Source organism: Lysobacter sp. Soil_C_15 (assembly GCF_057657315.1).
The window spans coordinates 620709-638506 of the sequence record NZ_JBDGIR010000001.1 but is presented as its reverse complement, the minus strand read 5'-3'; the positions used below and the strand labels follow the sequence as shown (position 1 = coordinate 638506).

At 71.7% G+C, this 17798-nt stretch carries 15 protein-coding genes; 8 read left to right on the top strand and 7 right to left on the bottom strand.

The features are described 5' to 3' along the window. Positions 1–112: 112 nt before the first annotated feature. A complete protein-coding gene (locus AC3A57_RS02680) occupies positions 113–976 on the bottom strand; it encodes a LysR family transcriptional regulator (protein ID WP_487577451.1) in 864 nt (287 codons plus the stop codon). Positions 977–1099: 123 nt separating this feature from the next. Here AC3A57_RS02680 and AC3A57_RS02675 point away from each other — a divergent pair, with 123 nt between their 5' ends. Next, entirely contained in the window at positions 1100–1510 is a 411-nt protein-coding gene (locus AC3A57_RS02675; RefSeq protein WP_487577450.1) for a tautomerase family protein, read from the top strand. 3 nt (positions 1511–1513) lie between these two features. On the opposite strand, the gene gcvA is transcribed toward AC3A57_RS02675, so the two are convergent. Continuing rightward, on the bottom strand, positions 1514–2407 hold the full coding sequence (gene gcvA, locus AC3A57_RS02670) for a transcriptional regulator GcvA (protein WP_487577449.1): 894 nt from the start codon (positions 2405–2407) through the stop codon (positions 1514–1516). A 94-nt stretch (positions 2408–2501) separates the two neighbouring features. Between gcvA and AC3A57_RS02665 the strand changes: the two genes are divergently transcribed. From AC3A57_RS02665 to AC3A57_RS02650, 4 genes are all read left to right on the top strand, one after another. Continuing rightward, on the top strand, positions 2502–3239 hold the full coding sequence (locus tag AC3A57_RS02665; protein WP_487577448.1) for an FMN-dependent NADH-azoreductase: 738 nt from the start codon (positions 2502–2504) through the stop codon (positions 3237–3239). Positions 3240–3351: 112 nt separating this feature from the next. Continuing rightward, a complete protein-coding gene (locus AC3A57_RS02660) occupies positions 3352–4131 on the top strand; it encodes a HipA family kinase (protein WP_487577447.1) in 780 nt (259 codons plus the stop codon). Beyond that, a complete protein-coding gene (locus AC3A57_RS02655; RefSeq protein ID WP_336130691.1) occupies positions 4109–4504 on the top strand; it encodes a DUF3037 domain-containing protein in 396 nt (131 codons plus the stop codon). Before AC3A57_RS02660 ends, AC3A57_RS02655 begins: the two co-directional genes overlap by 23 nt. A gap of 66 nt (positions 4505–4570) precedes the next feature. Then, entirely contained in the window at positions 4571–5479 is a 909-nt protein-coding gene (locus tag AC3A57_RS02650) for an EcsC family protein (protein ID WP_487577446.1), read from the top strand. Between the two features lie 139 nt (positions 5480–5618). Here the strand turns inward: AC3A57_RS02650 and AC3A57_RS02645 are convergent, their stop codons facing one another. Both AC3A57_RS02645 and AC3A57_RS02640 read right to left on the bottom strand, forming a co-directional pair. Further along, positions 5619–6905, bottom strand: coding sequence for a sensor histidine kinase (locus AC3A57_RS02645; protein WP_336130693.1), 1287 nt, complete (start codon positions 6903–6905; stop codon positions 5619–5621). Continuing rightward, positions 6898–7602: a response regulator transcription factor gene (locus AC3A57_RS02640; RefSeq protein WP_064746535.1), complete on the bottom strand. Its 705-nt coding sequence runs from the start codon at positions 7600–7602 to the stop codon at positions 6898–6900. Before AC3A57_RS02640 ends, AC3A57_RS02645 begins: the two co-directional genes overlap by 8 nt. Before the next feature lie 312 nt (positions 7603–7914). Here AC3A57_RS02640 and AC3A57_RS02635 point away from each other — a divergent pair, with 312 nt between their 5' ends. Both AC3A57_RS02635 and AC3A57_RS02630 read left to right on the top strand, forming a co-directional pair. Continuing rightward, the gene (locus AC3A57_RS02635) at positions 7915–8697 is read left to right on the top strand and encodes a phosphatase PAP2 family protein (protein WP_487577709.1); all 783 of its coding nucleotides are present in this window, start codon (positions 7915–7917) and stop codon (positions 8695–8697) included. Then, entirely contained in the window at positions 8694–10352 is a 1659-nt protein-coding gene (locus tag AC3A57_RS02630; protein WP_336130695.1) for a phosphoethanolamine transferase, read from the top strand. The genes AC3A57_RS02635 and AC3A57_RS02630 overlap by 4 nt, the downstream gene beginning before the upstream one ends. 7 nt (positions 10353–10359) lie before the next feature. On the opposite strand, the gene AC3A57_RS02625 is transcribed toward AC3A57_RS02630, so the two are convergent. After that, positions 10360–11625, bottom strand: a complete 1266-nt coding sequence (locus tag AC3A57_RS02625) for a patatin-like phospholipase family protein (RefSeq protein ID WP_064746533.1) — start codon at positions 11623–11625, stop codon at positions 10360–10362. Between the two features lie 204 nt (positions 11626–11829). Further along, complete coding sequence (locus AC3A57_RS02620) at positions 11830–15846, bottom strand: amino acid adenylation domain-containing protein (protein WP_487577445.1); 4017 nt, start codon at positions 15844–15846, stop codon at positions 11830–11832. Positions 15847–16608: 762 nt separating this feature from the next. On the opposite strand from AC3A57_RS02620, the gene AC3A57_RS02615 reads away from it, so the two are divergent. Then, positions 16609–17205: a TetR/AcrR family transcriptional regulator gene (locus AC3A57_RS02615; protein WP_487577444.1), complete on the top strand. Its 597-nt coding sequence runs from the start codon at positions 16609–16611 to the stop codon at positions 17203–17205. A 16-nt stretch (positions 17206–17221) separates the two neighbouring features. Here the strand turns inward: AC3A57_RS02615 and AC3A57_RS02610 are convergent, their stop codons facing one another. After that, on the bottom strand, positions 17222–17752 hold the full coding sequence (locus tag AC3A57_RS02610; RefSeq protein ID WP_487577443.1) for a hypothetical protein: 531 nt from the start codon (positions 17750–17752) through the stop codon (positions 17222–17224). Between the last annotated feature and the right edge of the window lie 46 nt (positions 17753–17798).

Sequence of the window (17798 nt, the reverse complement as noted above, 5' to 3'; positions counted from 1 at the left end):
GCCCGGGCGTTCGGCGCTGTTCGTTGCGATCCCGGGGTTTCACTGCTCCGGTTGGCACGCGTTCTTGCGTCGCATCGGCTGTCGCGGCTGACGCCGTTCCTGCATTGGGGGGCTACGCGAAGTACGCGTGCAGGGCGGCGCCGGCTTCGCGCAGCGCGGCATTGGCGCCCGGCGGCGGCAGGATCAGGCGGAAACTGCAGTCCGGCAGCGCGGGCAGGCGCGGCGAATGCGCCACCGCCAGGCCGTCGCCGACCGCCGAGGCATTGAGGCAGCCCAGGCCGAGTCCGGCGCGCAGCGCCGCCTGCAGGCCGGCGACGCCGCTGGCCTGGTGGGCCAGGCGGTAGGCGCTGCGATGCTTGCGCAGCCGTTCCATCGCCAGTCGATGCAGGCTGCACTCCGGCGGCAGCAGCACCAGCGGCAACTGATCCTCGCCGCGCAGGTCCAGGCCCGCGGCGGCGACCCAGGCCAGGGCCTCGCGCCGCAGCGGCAGCGCGCCGTCGCCGGCGCGCGCCGCGCCGGCCGTATCGACCTGCATGACCAGCGCCGCGTCGTAAGCGCCTTCGGCATGGCCGCGGGCGATCGCCGCGCTGGTGCCCAGCGCGACCTGCAGCCGCAGCTGCGGGCAGTGGCGGGTGAGATGCCGCAGCAACCCGGCGATCTCGTCGGGACGGTAGTAGTCGCTGATGCCCAGGCGCAGTTCGGTGCGGCGCAGCTCGCGGCGTACGTCGTGCAGGGCCAGCTCGCCCAGCGCGAGCAATTGCCGGGCATGGCCGAGCAGGCGCTGGCCGGCTGCGGTGGGCGCCACGCCCTGGCGCGAGCGCAACAGCAGCGCCGCGCCGGCGGCGCGTTCGAGCTTCTGCAGTTGCTCGCTGACCGCCGATTGGGAGCGGAACACCCGCGCCGCGCCGGCGGAGATGCTGCCGGCGTCGGCGACCGCGACGAAGGCCTTGAGCTGTTCCAGGTCGAAGCCGGCCATGATCCGTCCTTACATCGGTAAAGCCGATGGTTGCCGTCCGATCTTCCCGCTTTGCCGATGGATGGCGCAAGCCTAACCTGGCGACATTCCCGGGTCGAACCCGGCCCGCCACGGAGAACGCTCATGCCGCACATCGCCCTGCAGATTTCCGCCGCGCCCGACGCCGAACTGGCGCGAGCCGCCGCCGCCCTGGTCGCCGACCTCACCGTCGAGGTGCTCGGCAAGCCGCGCGAGCTGGTCGCCGTCGCGATCCAGTTCGTCCAACCCGGGCACTGGTTCATCGACGGACGCAGCCTGCTCGAACACCAGCGCAGCGCCTATCACCTGGACATCAGCATCACCGACGAGACCAACACCAAGGCCGAGAAGGCGCGCTATCTGCAGCGCATGCACGCCGGTTTGTCGGCCCTGCTCGGCGACGCGCACGATACGTCCTACATCCACATCATCGATGCGCGCGCGGCCGCCTACGGCTACGGCGGGCTGAGCCAGGAGCAGCGTTACCAGGCCGCGCGCCTGGCCGCCGCAAGCTGAGCCTCAGGCCGGCGCGGCCTGCGCGCGCAGCCAGTCGCGCAACGCCAGCACCTCCGCGCGCGGCGCCCCTTGCGGGTACACCAGCCAGTGCGGATAGCCTTGCAGCGCCAACTCGGGTTCGAAGGGTTGCACCAGTGTGCCGGCGGCCAGGTCGTCGGCGACCAGGGCCAGGCTGAGCAGGGCCACGCCGTGGCCGGCGATCGCGGCCTGGATCGCATGGCTCTCGTCGGTGAAGCGCAGCCCCGCCTCCACGTCCAGGCCTTCGACGCCGGCCAGCGCGCACCAGTTGCGCCAGGTCGGCGTGTCGGCGGTGGGGTGGCGCCATTCCGAATGCAGCAGCGCGTGCTCGCGCAAGTCCCGTGGCCGGCGCAAGCCCAGGCGCGGATTGCATACCGGGGCGAAACGGTTCTCGATCAGGCGTTCGGCGACCAGACCGGGGTAGGGGCCGCGGCCGTAGCGGATCGCCGCGTCGGCGACTCCGGCGGCCAGATCGACCGGATCGTCGGAGGCGTGCAGGCGCAGGTCCAGCTGCGGTTGCGCGGCGCGGAACGAGGCCACCTTCGGCACCAGCCATTTGGCGGTGAACGACAGCGTCGCCGACAGGGTCAGCGCGCGCCGTTGCCGCCGCGCCGCGATCGCCGCGACCGCCTCGGCGAAGGCGTCGAAGCCGTCGCGCAGCACCGGATAGAGCAGGGCCGCCTCGGCGGTCAGGGCCACGCGCCGGGTCTGGCGTTCGAACAGGCGTACGCCCAGTTGCTCTTCGAGCAGGCGGACCTGGTGGCTGATCGCGGTCGGGGTCACCGACAGCTCGTCGGCGGCGCGCTTGAAGCTGGCCAGGCGGGCGGCGGCTTCGAACGCGCGCAGGGCGCCGAGCGGGGGCAGGCGGGGGCGGCTCATGGATGAGTAAAACTAATGCGTTAGCTGAGAAATCGGAGTTTGTCGCCTCGGCAGGGCGGATTCAACATGGCTTCCAGCCCGGATGGGCCCGCGAATGCGCCAACTGGGCTCATCCATCACCGAACCCGAGACCGTCGCCATGACCCGCCTGCTGCACCTGGATTCCAGCGCCCGCTCCGATACCTCCGAACGCAGCCGCTACGGCTCGCACAGCCGCCGCCTAAGCGAGCGCTTCGTGCGCCGCTGGCGCGAAAGCCGCCCCGGCGACGAGGTCGTCTACCGCGACCTCGGTACCGCTCCGCCGTCGCCGGTCACCGGCGCCTGGATCCATGCCGCCTTCACCCCGCAGGACCAGCGCCTGCCGTGGATGCACGAGACCCTGGCCGAGAGCGACGCCCTGGTCGACGAGTTGATCGCCGCCGACGTGATCGTCGCCGGCGTGCCGATGTACAACTTCGGCATGCCGGCCCAGTTCAAGGCCTGGATCGACAACGTGGTGCGGGTCGGCCGCACCTTCGGCTTCGACCGCCAGCGCCAGGGCGAACCGTACTGGCCGATGCTGGCCGGCGCAGGCAAGAGCCTGGTGCTGCTGAGCTCGCGCGGCGACGTCGGCTACGGCGCCGGCGAACGGCTGGAGGCGATCAACCACGTCGAGCCCGGCGTGCGCACGCCGATGCGCTACATCGGCATCGTCGACCATCACGGCGCGGCGATCGAGTACGACGAATTCGGCGGCGAAGGACTGCGGGCGTCGATCGAGCGCGCCGAGGCCGAAGTCGATGCCTTGGTCGAGCGGCTGATCCGCCAGCACGCGCCGGCCGCGGCGGCCTGAGCCTTCGCCCGGCGCGTCCGACGCGGCGGCGTGGGCGCGGCGGGCTTGGCGTTTGCGCCGGCCCGCCCTAAGGTGGGCGGCCGAACCCGCGCTCGTCCGCCGCCGTCCCGCCGTGCTCAGAACCGTTTCCGCCACCCGCTACGTTACCCCGCTGCGCGAAGGCGGCTCGCTGCCGGCCGTGGTCGAGGCCGACGACGACGGCCTGTACGTGATGAAGTTCCGCGGCGCCGGCCAGGGCCGCAAGGCGCTGATCGCCGAGATCGTCGCCGGCGAGATCGCGCGCCGGCTGGATCTGCCGGTGCCGGAGATCGTGCTCGCCGAACTCGACCCGGAACTGGCGCGGACCGAGCCCGATCCGGAGATCCAGCACCTGATCCGCGAGAGCGCCGGGCTCAACCTGGCTCTCGACTACCTGCCCGGCTCGGTCAACTACGACCCGCTGGTCGATGCGCCGGCGGCCGCGCTGGCCTCGCGCATCGTCTGGTTCGACGCCCTGACCACCAACGTCGACCGCACCGCGCGCAACACCAACATGCTGCTGTGGCATCGCCGCCTGACCCTGATCGATCACGGCGCGGCGCTGTACTTCCACCACGACTGGGCCAACGCCGCCGGCGCCGCCGCCAGCCGTTTCGCGCCGATCAAGGACCACGTGCTGCTGCCGTTCGCAGCCGCCCTGGCCGAGGCCGACGCCGAGCTCGCGCCGAAGCTCACCCCGGCGCTGATCGACGAGGTGGTGGCCTTGCTGCCGGACGCCTGGCTCGAGGACGAGCCAGGCTTCGCCGACGCCCGGGCCCATCGCCGCGCCTACGCCGACTATCTCCAGCGCCGCGTGCAGGCGCCGCGCGCATTCGTCGAGGAGGCGATCCATGCCCGCTCGCTCGCTGTATGACTATGCGGTGATCCGCGTGGTGCCGCGGGTCGAGCGCGAGGAATTCGTCAACGTCGGTGTGCTGGTGTCGTGCCCGGCGGCCGGCCTGCTCGCGGCCGGCATCGAGCTCGACGAGGCGCGGCTGCGCGCGCTCGACCCCGGCGTCGACGTCGAGGCGGTGCGCCTGCACCTGCAGGCGATCGAGCGCATTTGCCGCGGCGGCCGCGACGCCGGCCCGATCGGCCAGTTGCCGGCGCGCGCGCGCTTCCACTGGCTGACCGCCAAGCGCAGCTCGATCATCCAGATGTCGGCGGTGCATACCGGCCGCTGCCTGCAGGCCGCGGACATCGTCGAGCACCTGCTCGAACGCATGGTGCGCACGCCGCGCACTTGAAGCGCGGCCGCGGCGGTCTTATGTTCGTGCCGCCGCACGACGCGGCCGACCCGGGAGAACGGCAGGATGCGGCAGGACCACGACAGGCTCGACGACACCGCCGACGCGGCCGATCTGGCGCGCGCGGTGGCGCTGCTGGAAACGCCGTCGCTGACCGCGCGGATGACCGCGTTGGCCGGCGCGCCGATCGAGTTCGGCCTGTCCAAGCTGCCGGGCTTCGTCAACCGCAGGATCCAGAGCATCGTCCACGGCGCCTTGCACAAGGCCGCCGCGGCGGCGCTGTGGACGGTCAAGGACCAGCCCAACAAGGCTTCCTCGACCAAGAGCCACAAGTTCGCCGCCGGCGCGGTCGGCGCGCTCGGCGGCTTCTTCGGCGCCGCCGGCCTGGCCGCGGAGCTGCCGGTATCGACCGTGGTGATGATGCGCGCGGTCGCCGACATCGCCCGCGCCGAAGGCTTTTCCCTGGCCGATCCCGAAGTGCAGGCGGCCTGCGTGGAAGTGTTCGCCTTCGGCGGCGGCAGCGACGAGGACGATGCCTCCGCTTCGGGCTATTACGCAGTGCGCACCGCGCTGGCCGAGGTCGGCCGGCAGGAACTGGCCGGCCTGGCCAGCCGGCGCGGCGCCCAGCACGCCACCCACGCTTACGCCAAGAAGCAGGCCACCGCCTGGATGAGCAAGCTGGTCGACGTGGTCGCGACCCGCTTCGGCGTGGTGGTCGGCGAAAAGACCGCCGCGCAGTTGGTGCCGGTGATCGGCGCGGCCACCGCGGCGACGATGAACGTGTTGTTCACCAATCACTACCAGGACATGGCGCGCGGCCATTTCATCGTCAAGCGCCTGGAGCGCAAGTACGGCGCCGAGCGGGTCGCACGCGCCTACCAGCGCCAGCGCAGCGATCCGCTGCCGCTGCAGGCGCCGGCGAAGCCGGCGGCGGCGTTGCCGCCGCCGCGAGGGGACGATGCGGCGGGCCAGTGAGGTCCCCTCACCCCAACCCCCTCCCGCTTGCGTGAATGCCGGGTCCGCTCCCTTCTCCCGCTTGCGGAAGAAGGCGGCCCGAAGGGCCGGATGAGGGCAGGCCGGTTCCAGCGAACCGGAACTGGCCGGAAAGCGCCGCTCACCCCGGCCGCAAACTCAGCGTCGTGCGCGCGCCGCGTTCGGCCGGATCGAAGCGCAGCCGCCAGCCCAGGTGTTCGCACAGCCGCGAGATCAGGTCCAGGCCGATCCCGCCGCCCTCGCGGCCGTCGCGGGCGACCCGGGCGTAGAGCGCGCTGATCTCCTCCGGGCTCATGCCGTGGCCCGGGTCCTCGATCACCACCGTGGCGTCGGGGTCGAGCCGGACCGCGATCTCGCCGCGGTCGCTGTTCTCGATCGCATTGCGCAACAGATTGCCGATCGCCGCCTGCACGATCGGCAGCGGCGCGACGATCTCGCACGGCGGCAGCGGCGCCAACGCCAGACGCAGGTCTTTGTCGCGGCACAGATGGCGGTGGTCTTCGACGATCTCCGGCAGCAACTGGTCCAGCGCGACTCGGTCGCTGCTCGCGGCCAGGCGCTGCGGATCCTTGGCCAGCACCAGCAACAACGACACCAGTTGCTCGACGTCGCGTGCGGTGCGGTGGATGCGGGCCAGGTGCTGGCGCGCGCCGGAGGGCAGATCGGGTTGGGCCAGCGCCAGCTCGGTGGAGCCGGCGATCACCGCGATCGGCGTGCGCAGCTCGTGGCTGGCGCTGTCGATGAAGGCGCGTTCGCGCTCGACGAAGCGATCGTTGCGGGCGACGTAGTCGTTGACCGCGTCGGCGATCACCACCAGCTCCGAGCTGGCCGAGTCGGGCAGCTCGATCCGTTGCCCGGCGCGGTCGGGCTGCAGGCCGCCGATGCGCTGCGCGAGCAGGGTCAGCGGCCGCACCAGCCGGCGCACGCCCCAGGCGATCACCAGGCACAGGGTCAGCAGGGTGGTGATGGCCGAGCCGGCGATGGTCAGGGCCAGATCGAACTCCAGGTGCTCCATGTCCTCGATGTCGAGCGACAGGGTCAGGCGGCGGCCGTCGACGTCGCGCACCAGCACCACGTGCTCGATGCCGTCGGATTCGATGTCGTCGTGCATGCCCGGGCCGAGCGCGCGCAGCGCCGGCGGCGCCGGCCGGGTCGCGCTGTCGTACAGGCTCAGCGACTTGGTGTCGGTCCAGCGGTAGCCCGGTTCGTTGCGGCTGCGCTCGACGAAATGCTCGAGCTCGGTATTCATCAACGACGCCCACACCATGCGCTCGGCGTGCTCGTTGACCACGACCCCCTGCACGATCACCACCGCCGCCAAGACCAGCAGGGCATAGCCGAGCAAGCCGAGCAGGATGCGCCGGCTCAGACTGCTGCGCCGCCGCGGCGCTGCGGCTGGCTCAGTCATCGCGGTCCGCCGCTGCGCTCTGCGCCGGTGCGGCAAGGCGATAGCCGACCCGAGGCAGAGTCTGGATCAGCTTGACCGGGAACGGGCCGTCGACCGCGCGCCGCAGTTCGTACACGTGCGAGCGCAGCATGTCGCCGTCGGGCGGGTGGTCGCCCCACAGCGCATGCTCCAGGCGCTCGCGGGTGACCGCGGCGGGGCTGGACTGCATCAGCACTTCCAGCAGCTTGCGGCAGGCCGGATAGAGGTGCAGCGGGCGGCCGCCGCGGCTGGCTTCCAAGGTGGTCAGATCGAGCTTGAGGTCGGCGACCTGCAGCAGCTTGTGCCGGCCGCGGCCGGCGGCGCGCGCGGCCAGCGCTTCCAGCCGCACTTCCAGCTCGGGCAGGGCGAAGGGCTTGGTCAGGTAATCGTCGGCGCCGGCGCGGAAACCGGCGATCTTGTCGGGCAGTTCGTCGCGCGCGGTCAGCATCAGCACCGGCACGTCCGAACCGGCCTCCTCGCGCAGGCAGCGCAGCACCTCGCGGCCGTCCAGGCGCGGCAGCATCCAGTCCAGCACGATCGCGTCGTAGCGCTGGGTGACCGCCAGATGCAGGCCGGTCGGACCGTCGGGCGCGGCGTCGAGGGTGTAGCCGCGCGCTTCGAAATAGTCGAAGAGGTTGGCGACCAGGTTGCGATTGTCTTCCACCACCAGCAGGCGCATGCGCCGGGTTCTCCCGCCGCCCGAGGCGGCCCGATCCGAGGTTGCCCGCCCCGAGTGTGCCCGAGCCGGCGCGTGGATGCGCGAGCCGGGGCCGCGGGCGGTCGCGGGGCAGTCCGCCAGCATCGCCCGGCGGCTGTCGGAATAGCGTCGAAAGCGATCGGGCCGGGTACCCCGCAGCCGGCCGGCGCTGCCGCGGCTGGCCGGTTTAACGCCGGCGGAACTTCGCTCCGACCGCTCTCCGACAGGGCGGTTTCGATCATGCCGCATCCCCGCTCCGGGCCGGACGCGCTGTCCGGACTGCCGCCCTTGCCGATGATCGAAACTACGACCGTTCCACTGAATCCTGTCGCCGGGCCGGCCCGCAGCGCGGCCGGAGCGTCGCGGCGCTTCCTGCTCCTGCATGCGGCCTGGCCGGCGGTGGCGTTGCTGGTAGCGAGCCTGGCGACGATGGCCGCCGGCGGCGATTTCTGGTGGGCGGACCGGCTGTACGCCTGGCAAGGCGCGCGCTGGGCCTGGCAGAACGCCTACCTCACCGAGCACCTGATCCACCGTTTCGGCCGCGACGCCAGCGCGGCGGCGTGGCTGGGCGTGCTGGCCTTGTGGCTGGGCGCGCGCCTGCGTCCGGGGCGGAACGAGTGGCGGCGCCCGCTGGGCTATCTGTTGCTGGCGGTGTTGATCTCGGTCGGACTGGTGTCCGGACTCAAGCAACTGACCGGGATGGACTGCCCATGGGATCTGCAGCGCTACGGCGGCGGACATCCCTTCGTCGGCTGGCTGGCGGCGCGTCCGGCGGGACTCGGCCGCGGGCGCTGCTTTCCCGCCGGCCATGCCAGCGCCGGCTATGCCTGGGTCGCGCTGTATTTCTTCTTCCTCGCCGTGCGGCCGCGCCGGCGTTGGCTGGGCCTGGCGATCGGACTCGGCTCCGGCCTGTTGTTCGGCTTCGGCCAGCAATTGCGTGGCGCCCACTTTCTGTCCCACGACGTGTGGAGTCTGGCGATAGCGTGGTTCGCATCGCTCGCCCTGTATCTGGCGACGATGGCGCGGCCGGCGCCGGCCGCGGCGATCGGTCCGCGTTCGCGGAGCGTCGGTCGATGAGCATCGTCGCCCGTTCCGTGCCGCGTTGGCCCGCCTGGATCGGCTACCGGCCGCAGGCCAGCGTCGAAACCGTGGCCCTGCTGGCCAGCCTGTTTTTCGCCGGCTGCGCCAACGCTGCGTTCTGGCGCGCCGCCGCCGCCGCGGGCGCGCTCGACGGTGCGCGCGGGCTGTGGGTCGGCGCCTGCATCGGCCTGGCGGTGGTGGCGATCAACTTCGCCTTGTTGGCCAGCGTGCTCAATCGCTGGACGCTCAAGCCGCTGTTGACCGTGCTGCTGCTGGTCACCGCCGCGGCGGCGCATTTCATGAGCCAGTACGGGGTCTATCTGGACACCGGCATGATCCGCAACGTGCTGCAGTCCGACGGCCGCGAGTCCGGCGAGCTGCTCAGCCTGGGACTGTTGCCGCCGCTGCTGGCGTTCGGCGTGCTGCCGGCGCTTTTGCTGTGGCGGGTGCGGGTGGTCGAGCGGCCGTGGACGCAGGCGCTGTGGCGCCGCCTGGTCGCGGTGGCCGCGGCGCTGGTGCTGGCGATGCTGGCCTTGCTGGGCGCGTTCCAGGACATCTCGGCGCTGATGCGCAACCACAAGGAAATGCGCCACCTGGTGACCCCGGCCAACTACCTGGTGTCGCTGACCCGGGTCGCGTTCGACGACTCGGCTTCCAAGGTGCGCGGCCGCGCGCCGATCGGCACCGACGCCCGCATCGCCGCGCGTCCGGCCGGCGGCAAGCCGCGGCTGCTGGTGATCGTGGTCGGCGAGACCGTGCGCGCGCAGAACTGGGGGCTCAACGGCTACGCCCGCCAGACCACCCCGGAACTGGCCCGGATCGGCCCGGTCAACTTCACCGACGTCGTCGCCTGCGGCAGCAGCACCGAAGTCTCGGTGCCGTGCATGTTCTCGCCGTTCGGCCGGCGCAACTACGACAAGGGCCGGATCCAGGGCAGCGAATCGCTGCTCAACGTGCTCGAGTACGCCGGCATCCACACCCTGTGGCGCGACAATCAGACCGGCTGCAAGAACGTGTGCAAGGGACTGGCGTTCGAGTCTTTCGAGCACGACAGCGATCCGGCCTACTGCAATGCCGAGGGCTGCTCGGACCTGGTGATGCTGCGCGGCCTGCGCGAGCGCCTGGCCGCGCAGCCGGGCGATGCGGTGGTGGTGCTGCATCAGCTCGGCAACCACGGGCCCAGCTACTTCCGCCGCTATCCGGCGCAGCTGCGCCGCTTCGTCCCGACCTGCGACACCAACGAGCTCGGCCGCTGCAGCCGCGAGCAGATCGTCAACGCCTACGACAACGCGATCCTGGCCACCGACGCGTTCCTCGCCCGCAGCATCCGCGCCCTGGCCGAGGACGGCAGCCGCGACAGCGCGCTGATCTACGTGTCCGACCACGGCGAGTCGCTGGGCGAGAACGGCCTGTACCTGCACGGCGTGCCGTATGCGATCGCGCCGCAGACCCAGACCCGGGTGCCGATGACGATGTGGTTCTCGCCCGGTTTCGCCGCCTCGCGCGGGCTCGACCTGCGCTGCCTGCGCCGCGAAGCGCTGCGGCCGGCCAGCCACGACAACCTGTTCCACTCGGTGCTCGGGCTGATGCAGGTCCGGACTTCGGTCTACGCGCGCGAACTCGACCTGTTCGCGCCCTGCGCTCCGGCTTGAGCGGCGTTCATTCGCCGCCGCCCCACCAGCGCGGGTGCAGCACGCGCTTGTGGCTGTGGCGCAGCCAATGCCGCACGCGGCCTTCGTCGGCGCGTTGCGGATAAGGCCAGGCCGCGGCCGGCGAGGCCGGCCAGCCGTTGTGCCGGGTCATCGCGTCGAGGCTGGAAAAATAGCCGTGGTTGACCAGCACCTCGAACTCGACGTCGAGGAAGCGGTCCAGGTCGGTGCGGATGCGGCCGATGACTTCGGCGACCAGGGCCGGGCTGTAGCCGTCGGCGCCGCCGTCGCGGCCGCCGCTGAGGCCCCAGTACACGCCGATCAGCGAGCCGGTTGCGGCCTGGCCGAAGAACAGCCGCTTGCGCAGTGCCTCGGCCTGGTTGCCGATCACCTGGGTGTAGCGCATCAGCTGGCGCAGCCACCAGCGCCGGCTCTCGAACACGAACGGGCCGCCGGCGTCGGACACCAGCACTTCGCGGTAGCGGCGCAGGGTCGGTTCGGTGGCGAGGTTGTCGTACACGCCGCCGTCGCTGAGTTCGATCCGCTGCCGCAGCGCTTCGCCGTCGTCGCCGCGGTAGTCGCCGCGCTGGTAGTCGCCGGGCGCGGTGTCGAAACGCACCGGGCCGAACACCGGCGGAAAACACGACGAGGCCGCGACCGCGCAGGCCAGGCCGACCCGGCGCGCGCCGTCGCGCAGGTAGCCGGCCAGGTAGTCGCCGACCCGGCGCCGGGAGAATTCCCAATTGACGCCGAAGGTCAGGTCGGTGGCGCAGAACACGAACGCCGGCGTTTCGGGCAGCCGGTCCAGGCTGCGTTCGCCGAACACCTGGGCATAGCGGCGCTCGAGCAGGGCGATGCGGTGCGAGGGCCAGAGCCAGTTGTAGGCGACGGTGGCGAGCACCGGCAGGGTGCGGATGTCGCGCGCGACGACGTCGCGGAACGGTTCGACCACCACGGCGCGAAAATCGATCCGGTCGTTCCAGGCGGCGAAGGATTCGTCTTCGCGGCGGGTATCCAGATAACGGCAGGCCAGCCAGGCGGAGACGATGCTGCCGCCGGAGACCGAGCTGAACATGGTCGTCCCGGCGAGCAGCCCGGTCTCGTGCAGGCGCAGCAAGGCGCCGAGGTGGAACAGCGCGGCGCGATAGCCGCCGCCGGACAGGCACAGCGCGCGGCCCTCGCGCTGCTCGGCATGGGCCGGGTCGGCGGCGCGCTCGGCGCGCCTGGCCTCGCGCTGCACGCGCAGGCGTTCGAGTTCGACGTCGCTGCTCTTCATCGGCGATGGCGGTCCCTGCGGCGCGAGCGATCGCGGAGCCGCCTATTGTGCGCGTTGCCGGTCGCGATGGTTAGGACCGCAGGATGCCCGTTGCAGTCGCCGTCGCCGTCGCCGCGTAGCCCTCATGCCGTTCCCCCCTTTGAAAAAGGGGGGCAGGGGGGATTTGCCCTTGCTTTCCCCTAAGCGTCCGGCAATGGCCGCGCCCTACGAGAATGCGATCGCGAACTCCGCCGGGTGCAGCTGCGGCGGGGGGACCGGCACGGGTTCGCTGCGCGGCTCCAGGCGCTCGCGCAGGACCCGCACGATCTGGGCCGCGGCGTGCGGTTCCAGCATCGACTGATGGTCGCAGTCGATGTCGTGCACCTCGATCCGGCCGTCGATCACCGGCTGCCAGGCGCCGGCGTGGTAGTGCAGCAGGCCGTCCAGGTCGACGCGTTCCTTGCGGCCGGCGTTGAAGAACACCATGTCGGCGGCGACCGGGGCCGGCCGGTAGCGGCGCGCCAGGGCCAGGTTGTTGCGGGTGATCGCGCTGACGTTCTCGATCAGGCGCGCATCGGCCTTCATGATTTCCTGCACCAGCGGGATCGAGAACACCTCGTACTCGCGGCACAGCAGGTCGGCCAGGGCGCGCATGTCCTGCGGCGGGTTGTCGCGCGCCTGCTGGTGGAAACCGAGGAACTTCAGCACCGCCAAGACCTGCTGCGCCTCGCCGCCGGCTTCGGCCGCATCGGCGACGAAGGGGTAGGAGTCCATCATCGCCAGCAGTTCGACCCGTTCGCCGAGCTGCTGCAGCAGCGCCGCGACCGCGTGGCCGACCAGGCCGCCCAGCGACCAGCCGAGCAACCGGTAGGGGCCGTGCGGCTGCACCCGGCGGATCTGGACGACGTAGTCGGCGGCGATCTCCTCGATGCTGGCCGGCAGGCTGGCGCCGCCGCGCAGGCCGCGCGACTGCAGCGCGTACACCGGCAGGTGCTCGTCGAGGTGGCGCAGCAGCGCCGCATAGGCCCAGCTCAGCCCGGTCACCGGGTGGATGCAGAACAGCGGCCGCGCGCCGCCGGACGGGCGCAGCGCCAGCAGCGCGCCGAGCGGGTCGTTCTCGCCGCCATTGCGCTCCAGGTGCGCGGCCAGGCCGGCGATGGTCGAGCCTTCGAACAGCGCGCCCAGCGCGAGCTCGCTGCCGAAGTGCTGCGGGAAGGCGGCGACCATTTCGGCCGCGGTCAGCGAATCGCCGCCGAGTTCGAAGAAATTGTCGTGGATGCCGACCTGCGGCAGGCCGAAGATCTGCTGCCACAGCGCGGCCAACTTGCGCTCGGTCTCGTTGCGCGGCGGCGCATAGGCGGTGCGGCGGCTGCGTTCGGGCGGCGCCAGCGCCTTGCGGTCGAGCTTGCCGCTGGCGGTCAGCGGCAGGCGCTCGAGCTCGACATAGGCCGAAGGCACCATGTGCTCGGGCAGGCGCCGCGCCAGGCCGCTGCGCAGCGCCGCGGCGTCGACGCCGCGGCCGGCGGCCGGCACCACGTAGGCGGCGAGCAGCCCGTGGCCCAGCGCATCGGTGTGCAGGGCGACGGCGACGTCGGCGACCCCCTCTTCGGCGGCGAGCTGGGCTTCGATCTCGCCCAGTTCGACTCGGTGGCCGCGGATCTTGACCTGCTGGTCGGCGCGGCCGAGGTACTCGATCGCGCCGTCGTCGCGCCAGCGCGCCAGGTCGCCGGTGCGGTACATGCGTTCGCCGGCGACGAAGGGATCGGCGAGGAAACGCTCGGCGCTCAGCGCCGGCCGGCGCAGATAGCCGCGGGCGACGCAGGCGCCGGCGACGTAGAGCTCGCCGACGCTGCCGGTGGGCACCGGGTTGAGCGCGGCGTCGAGCAGGTAGACGCGGGTGTTGAGCAGGGGCCGGCCGATCGACGGCGGCGCGCCGTCGGCGACATCGTCCGCGCCGAGCTCGACCGCGCTGGCCCAGACCGTGGTTTCGGTCGGGCCGTAGAGGTTGGTGACCTTGGCCGCGCTGGCGACCAACCGCTGGGCCAGATCCGGCGGCAGGGCTTCGCCGGTCGACAAGGCATGCACGCCGTCCAGGCGCAGGCGCGGATTGGCCAGCAGCATGCGCCACAGCGAGGGCGTGGCCTGCACGTAGTCCAGCGCCTGCTCTTCGATCAGGCGCGCCAGGGCGATCGGGTCGCGTACCGTCTCGGCGCCGGTCATCACCACCCGCGCGCCGACGCTGAGCGGCAGGAACAGTTCGAAGCAGGCGATGTCGAAGGCGATCGTGGTCTGGGCCAGGAAGCGTTCGCCCGGGCCGGGCGCGAACAGGCGCTGGGTCGCGGCGAGGAAGTTGCTCAGGTTGCGCTGCTCGACCTCCACGCCCTTGGGCCGGCCGGTCGAGCCGGAGGTGTAGATGACGTAGGCGCAGGCGTCGGCGGCGGCGCGCGGCAGGGCCGCCGGGTTGCCGGCCGGCCCGTCGATCGACGCGTCATCCGTCCATGCCTCGTCCATCGAAAGCCGCGCCACCGCGCAGCCGTCGAACGCGTCGGCGAAGGCGGCGGCGGTCAGCAGCAACCGCGGCGCGGCGTCTTCCAGGGTCTGGAGGACGCGCTCGCGCGGCGCTTCCGGATCCAGCGGCAGATAGGCCGCACCGGCCTTCCACACTGCGTAGGGAGCGGCGAGCAGGCGCTCGTCGCGCGGCAGGGCCAGCGCGACCAGGTCGCCGGGACGCACGCCGCGAGCGATCAGGCGCCGCGCCAGGCGCGTGCTCAAGGCATCGAGTTCGCGATAGCTCAGCGCCGCGTCGCCGGACACCACCGCGACCGCGTCCGGCGTCAGCGCCGCCTGGCGCTCGAACTGGTCCAGCGCGGTGGCCTCGGCCAGCGGCGCTGCGGTGTCGTTCCAGCGCTGCAGCAGGCGCGCGCGCTCGTCGTCGCCGAGCACGTCGATCTCGCCCAGGCGCAGGCCCGGTTCGGCCTGCACGGCGTCGATCAGGCGCAGCAGCCGGCGCAGATGCTCGTTGAGTTCGGCCTCCGGATACAGAGTCGGATTGGCGTCCAGGTCCAGGCTCAGGCCCTGGCCGTCGAGGCGGTCGAACACGAAGACGGTCAAGTCCTCGGCGCTGCCGTTGTGCAGATTGCGCGCGCTGCCGCGGTGGCCGAGGAAGTTGTTGTAGTCGTAAGGCTCGATGTTCACGCCGAGCCAGGCCATGTGCTGGTCGGGGTTGAGCAGGCCCAGATCGCGGCGCAGCTCCTCGTAGCGGTACTGCTGATGGCGCAGGGCCTGCCGGACCACGCGCGAGACCTGAGCGAACAGCTCCGGCATGCTCATGCCGGCATGCATCTTGAGCCGGATCGCGACCACATTGGCGGCCATGCCGGGCGTGCTGCGCATGGCGTGATTGACCCGGCCGGTGACCGGCATGCCGATCACCAGGTCTTCGGCGCCGGTGGCGCGGTGGTAGTACGCGGCGACCAGCGCGATCAGCACCTGCGGCAGACTGACGCCGCAGTCGCGCGCGATCTCGGCCAGACGTTCGCGCACGTCGTTGCCGACCTGGCCGCTGGCGCGGCGCAGGCCGCCGTTGTTGCGCACCCGGCGGCGCGCCAGGGTCACCGCCTCGGGCAGATCGGCGAGTTGTTCCAGCCAGTACTCGCGATCGCGGCGGTAGCGCTCGGATTCGCGATACGCCGCTTCGGTTTCCACCAGCGAGGCCAGGCTGCCGTAGCCGCTGGGCGGCGGCTCGACGCCGTCGCGATAGGCCAGGTACAGCTCGTTGAGCCGCTTGGCCGCCATGCCGCCGCTGAAGCCGTCGTAGACGGTGTGATGGGCGCGCTGGTACCAGCAGTACAGATCGTCGGCGTACTTGAACAAGGCCCCGACCCACAACGGGTCGTGGGCCAGATCCACCGGCTTGACGATGTCGGCGTGCATCCAGCGTTCGGCGGCCGCGCGCGGATCGGCTTCGGCGCTGAAATCCAGGTACGGGAACTGCGCCACCGTGGCCTCGCGCACGATCTGGTACGGAAGGCCGTCGCGCTCGACGATGCGCACGCGGGTGGTTTCGGCTTCTTCGGTGAAGCGGCGCATGGCGCGCAGGAACAGCGTCGGCTCGACCGGTCCGTGGATTTCCACCGCCTCGGCGATGTTCAAGGTCGCTTCGAGCGAGGCGATCTTCTGCCCGACCCACAAGCCGCGCTGGGCGGTGGTCAGGGGCAGGGCGTTGGCGTTGGATTCGGTCATGATGCGCATCCTTTGAGGCGGCCGCCCGGCCGCACGCCGCCTGCGGCCGACGGGCGCGGGGCCCGACGACGCGAGGATTTCGACGCGCGCGATCCTGCGGCCAGCTCGTTACGAGTGGCCCCCTCTCCGTGTCCGCTAAGAAGCAAATACCGTCATGGCCGCGGCGCACAGCGCCGGGGCAGAGCCCGCTGCGTCGGCAGTGCCGCTTGCGCATACGCGGGGCCCGAGTTGTTATGCGTGGCGTTCAACGCAGGCGTGCGTACGTTCGATCCGACGTTCGCCTGCGGATTCAATATCCATGAGCCTGGATTTCATGTCTATCAAGACGGGTGAGAGACGGATCACAAGTCGAGTATTTACGAAGCCGGCGGTGAGAGCCGGATCACAAGACCGCCATGTGAAGTTTTTTCTACAACGGCCACTGCGCCAAACGGCTGTCTGCAAGGGTTTTCGCGCAGGTTTTTCGTTGCGGAAAAAAATCCTTCGCGGCGCGCGGCGACAGCGGAATGGATTCACGCTCGCGACGTGACGGGCGCGGTTTTATTTCGGCCGTCGGACAAGGAATTTTCCGCGGCGGAAAATCCGCGAACGCGGCGCAGTTCGCGCAACGCATCCGGCGCAGGCCGCGGAACCGGCGCGGCGGGGGTCGCGTTCCGCACGCGTCGACGCCGGTCGCGCCGTCGCGGCCGCGGCCGGCCGGCACCGGCGCCGCCGCCGGGAATGGACTATGATGAGAACGATTCTCATCTATATGGAGCGCCGATGGGCGTCGTACCGAACGCGTCCGCCGCGCCGGCGGACCAGGCCGTGCTCGACCACGCCGAGCGGCTGTTGCTGGCCTGCGGCCCGGCGCGCCTGGGCCTGGCCGAGGTCGCGCTGGCCGCCGGCCTGGAGCCGGCCGCGCTGCGCGACCGCTACGCCAGCCGCGAACAACTGCTGCTGGCCCTGCAGCAGCGCTTCGTCGCCGGCTTCCTAGACGAACTGGCGCGGGCCATGGATCGCTGCCGCCCCGGCGACTGGGGCGGCCGGCTGCGCGCCTGGGTGCAGGGCGCGGTCGACGGCTACCTGGACCGGGTCGCGCTGCACGATGCGCTGTTCCACGGCCCGGGCCATCACGACCGCCATGCGATGCAGGACAACCCGGCGATCGATCAACTGGTCGAATTGCTCGAGGGCGGCATCGCGGCGCGGGTCTGGGCGGCGCCGGACCCGCGCCTGACCGCGGTGATCTTCTTCAATGCCATGCACAGCGCGGTCGACCGCGCGATCGCCAGCGGCCAGGTCCAGGACCGGCGCCGCCTGGCGCAGATCCTGTGCGGTTACTTCGAGCGCTCGGTGCAGTGGTGGGCGCGGTTCTGAGCGCGGCCGCGGTCGTTCAGGCGGCCAGTGTCGCCATCCGAGCCAGGATCGCCTCGCGGTGGCGCTCGTCGAGCGCGCCGGCGAAGGCGGCGCCGGCCAGCGCCTGGGCTTCGCCGAGCGCGTCCAGGGCTTCGTCGACGCGGCCGCTGCGGAACAGCGCCTGGCCCAGCCACAGCGCGGTCGACGGCGCCTGCTGCTGGCGCGCCCAGGCCCGCGCCACGGCCGCGGCGGCGATGCAGGCGGCATCGTCGCCGAGCCGGAAGCAGGCTTCGGCCAGGCCGCTGCGCAGCCAGTAGCGCAGCGGATCGCCGGGCAGGCCGTGGTCGGCCAGCGCGATCGCCTCGCGCCAATGCCGCGCGGCCTCGCCGGACTCGCCGCTGGCCTGGTGGGCGATGGCCTGGTTGGCCAGGTCCAGCGCGCGGGCTTCGACGTCGTCGCCGGCCGTCGCGGCGTCGGGGTAGAGCTCGGGGCGGGGGGACGATCGGGGCCGAGATGGATATTCCGCGCCGGGCGTTTCCGGCGTGTACGCGTTCATGTCCGTATGCATGCGGGCTCCTGCGGCCGGTTCGTGGGGGCGGCCTGCAACAGCTAAC

Excerpts from the sequence above, each read along its gene's own strand:
- AC3A57_RS02665 (WP_487577448.1), top strand. The coding sequence starts at position 2,502 with ATGCGCCAACTGGGCTCATCCATCACCGAACCCGAGACCGTCGCCATG.
- AC3A57_RS02675 (WP_487577450.1), top strand. The coding sequence starts at position 1,100 with ATGCCGCACATCGCCCTGCAGATTTCCGCCGCGCCCGACGCCGAACTG.
- AC3A57_RS02645 (WP_336130693.1), bottom strand. The coding sequence starts at position 6,905 with ATGACTGAGCCAGCCGCAGCGCCGCGGCGGCGCAGCAGTCTGAGCCGG.
- AC3A57_RS02655 (WP_336130691.1), top strand. The coding sequence starts at position 4,109 with ATGCCCGCTCGCTCGCTGTATGACTATGCGGTGATCCGCGTGGTGCCG.
- AC3A57_RS02650 (WP_487577446.1), top strand. The coding sequence starts at position 4,571 with ATGCGGCAGGACCACGACAGGCTCGACGACACCGCCGACGCGGCCGAT.
- AC3A57_RS02620 (WP_487577445.1), bottom strand. The coding sequence starts at position 15,846 with ATGACCGAATCCAACGCCAACGCCCTGCCCCTGACCACCGCCCAGCGC.
- AC3A57_RS02615 (WP_487577444.1), top strand. The coding sequence starts at position 16,609 with ATGGGCGTCGTACCGAACGCGTCCGCCGCGCCGGCGGACCAGGCCGTG.
- AC3A57_RS02635 (WP_487577709.1), top strand. The coding sequence starts at position 7,915 with ATGATCGAAACTACGACCGTTCCACTGAATCCTGTCGCCGGGCCGGCC.
- AC3A57_RS02680 (WP_487577451.1), bottom strand. The coding sequence starts at position 976 with ATGGCCGGCTTCGACCTGGAACAGCTCAAGGCCTTCGTCGCGGTCGCC.
- AC3A57_RS02630 (WP_336130695.1), top strand. The coding sequence starts at position 8,694 with ATGAGCATCGTCGCCCGTTCCGTGCCGCGTTGGCCCGCCTGGATCGGC.
- gcvA (WP_487577449.1), bottom strand. The coding sequence starts at position 2,407 with ATGAGCCGCCCCCGCCTGCCCCCGCTCGGCGCCCTGCGCGCGTTCGAA.
- AC3A57_RS02625 (WP_064746533.1), bottom strand. The coding sequence starts at position 11,625 with ATGAAGAGCAGCGACGTCGAACTCGAACGCCTGCGCGTGCAGCGCGAG.
- AC3A57_RS02640 (WP_064746535.1), bottom strand. The coding sequence starts at position 7,602 with ATGCGCCTGCTGGTGGTGGAAGACAATCGCAACCTGGTCGCCAACCTC.
- AC3A57_RS02610 (WP_487577443.1), bottom strand. The coding sequence starts at position 17,752 with ATGCATACGGACATGAACGCGTACACGCCGGAAACGCCCGGCGCGGAA.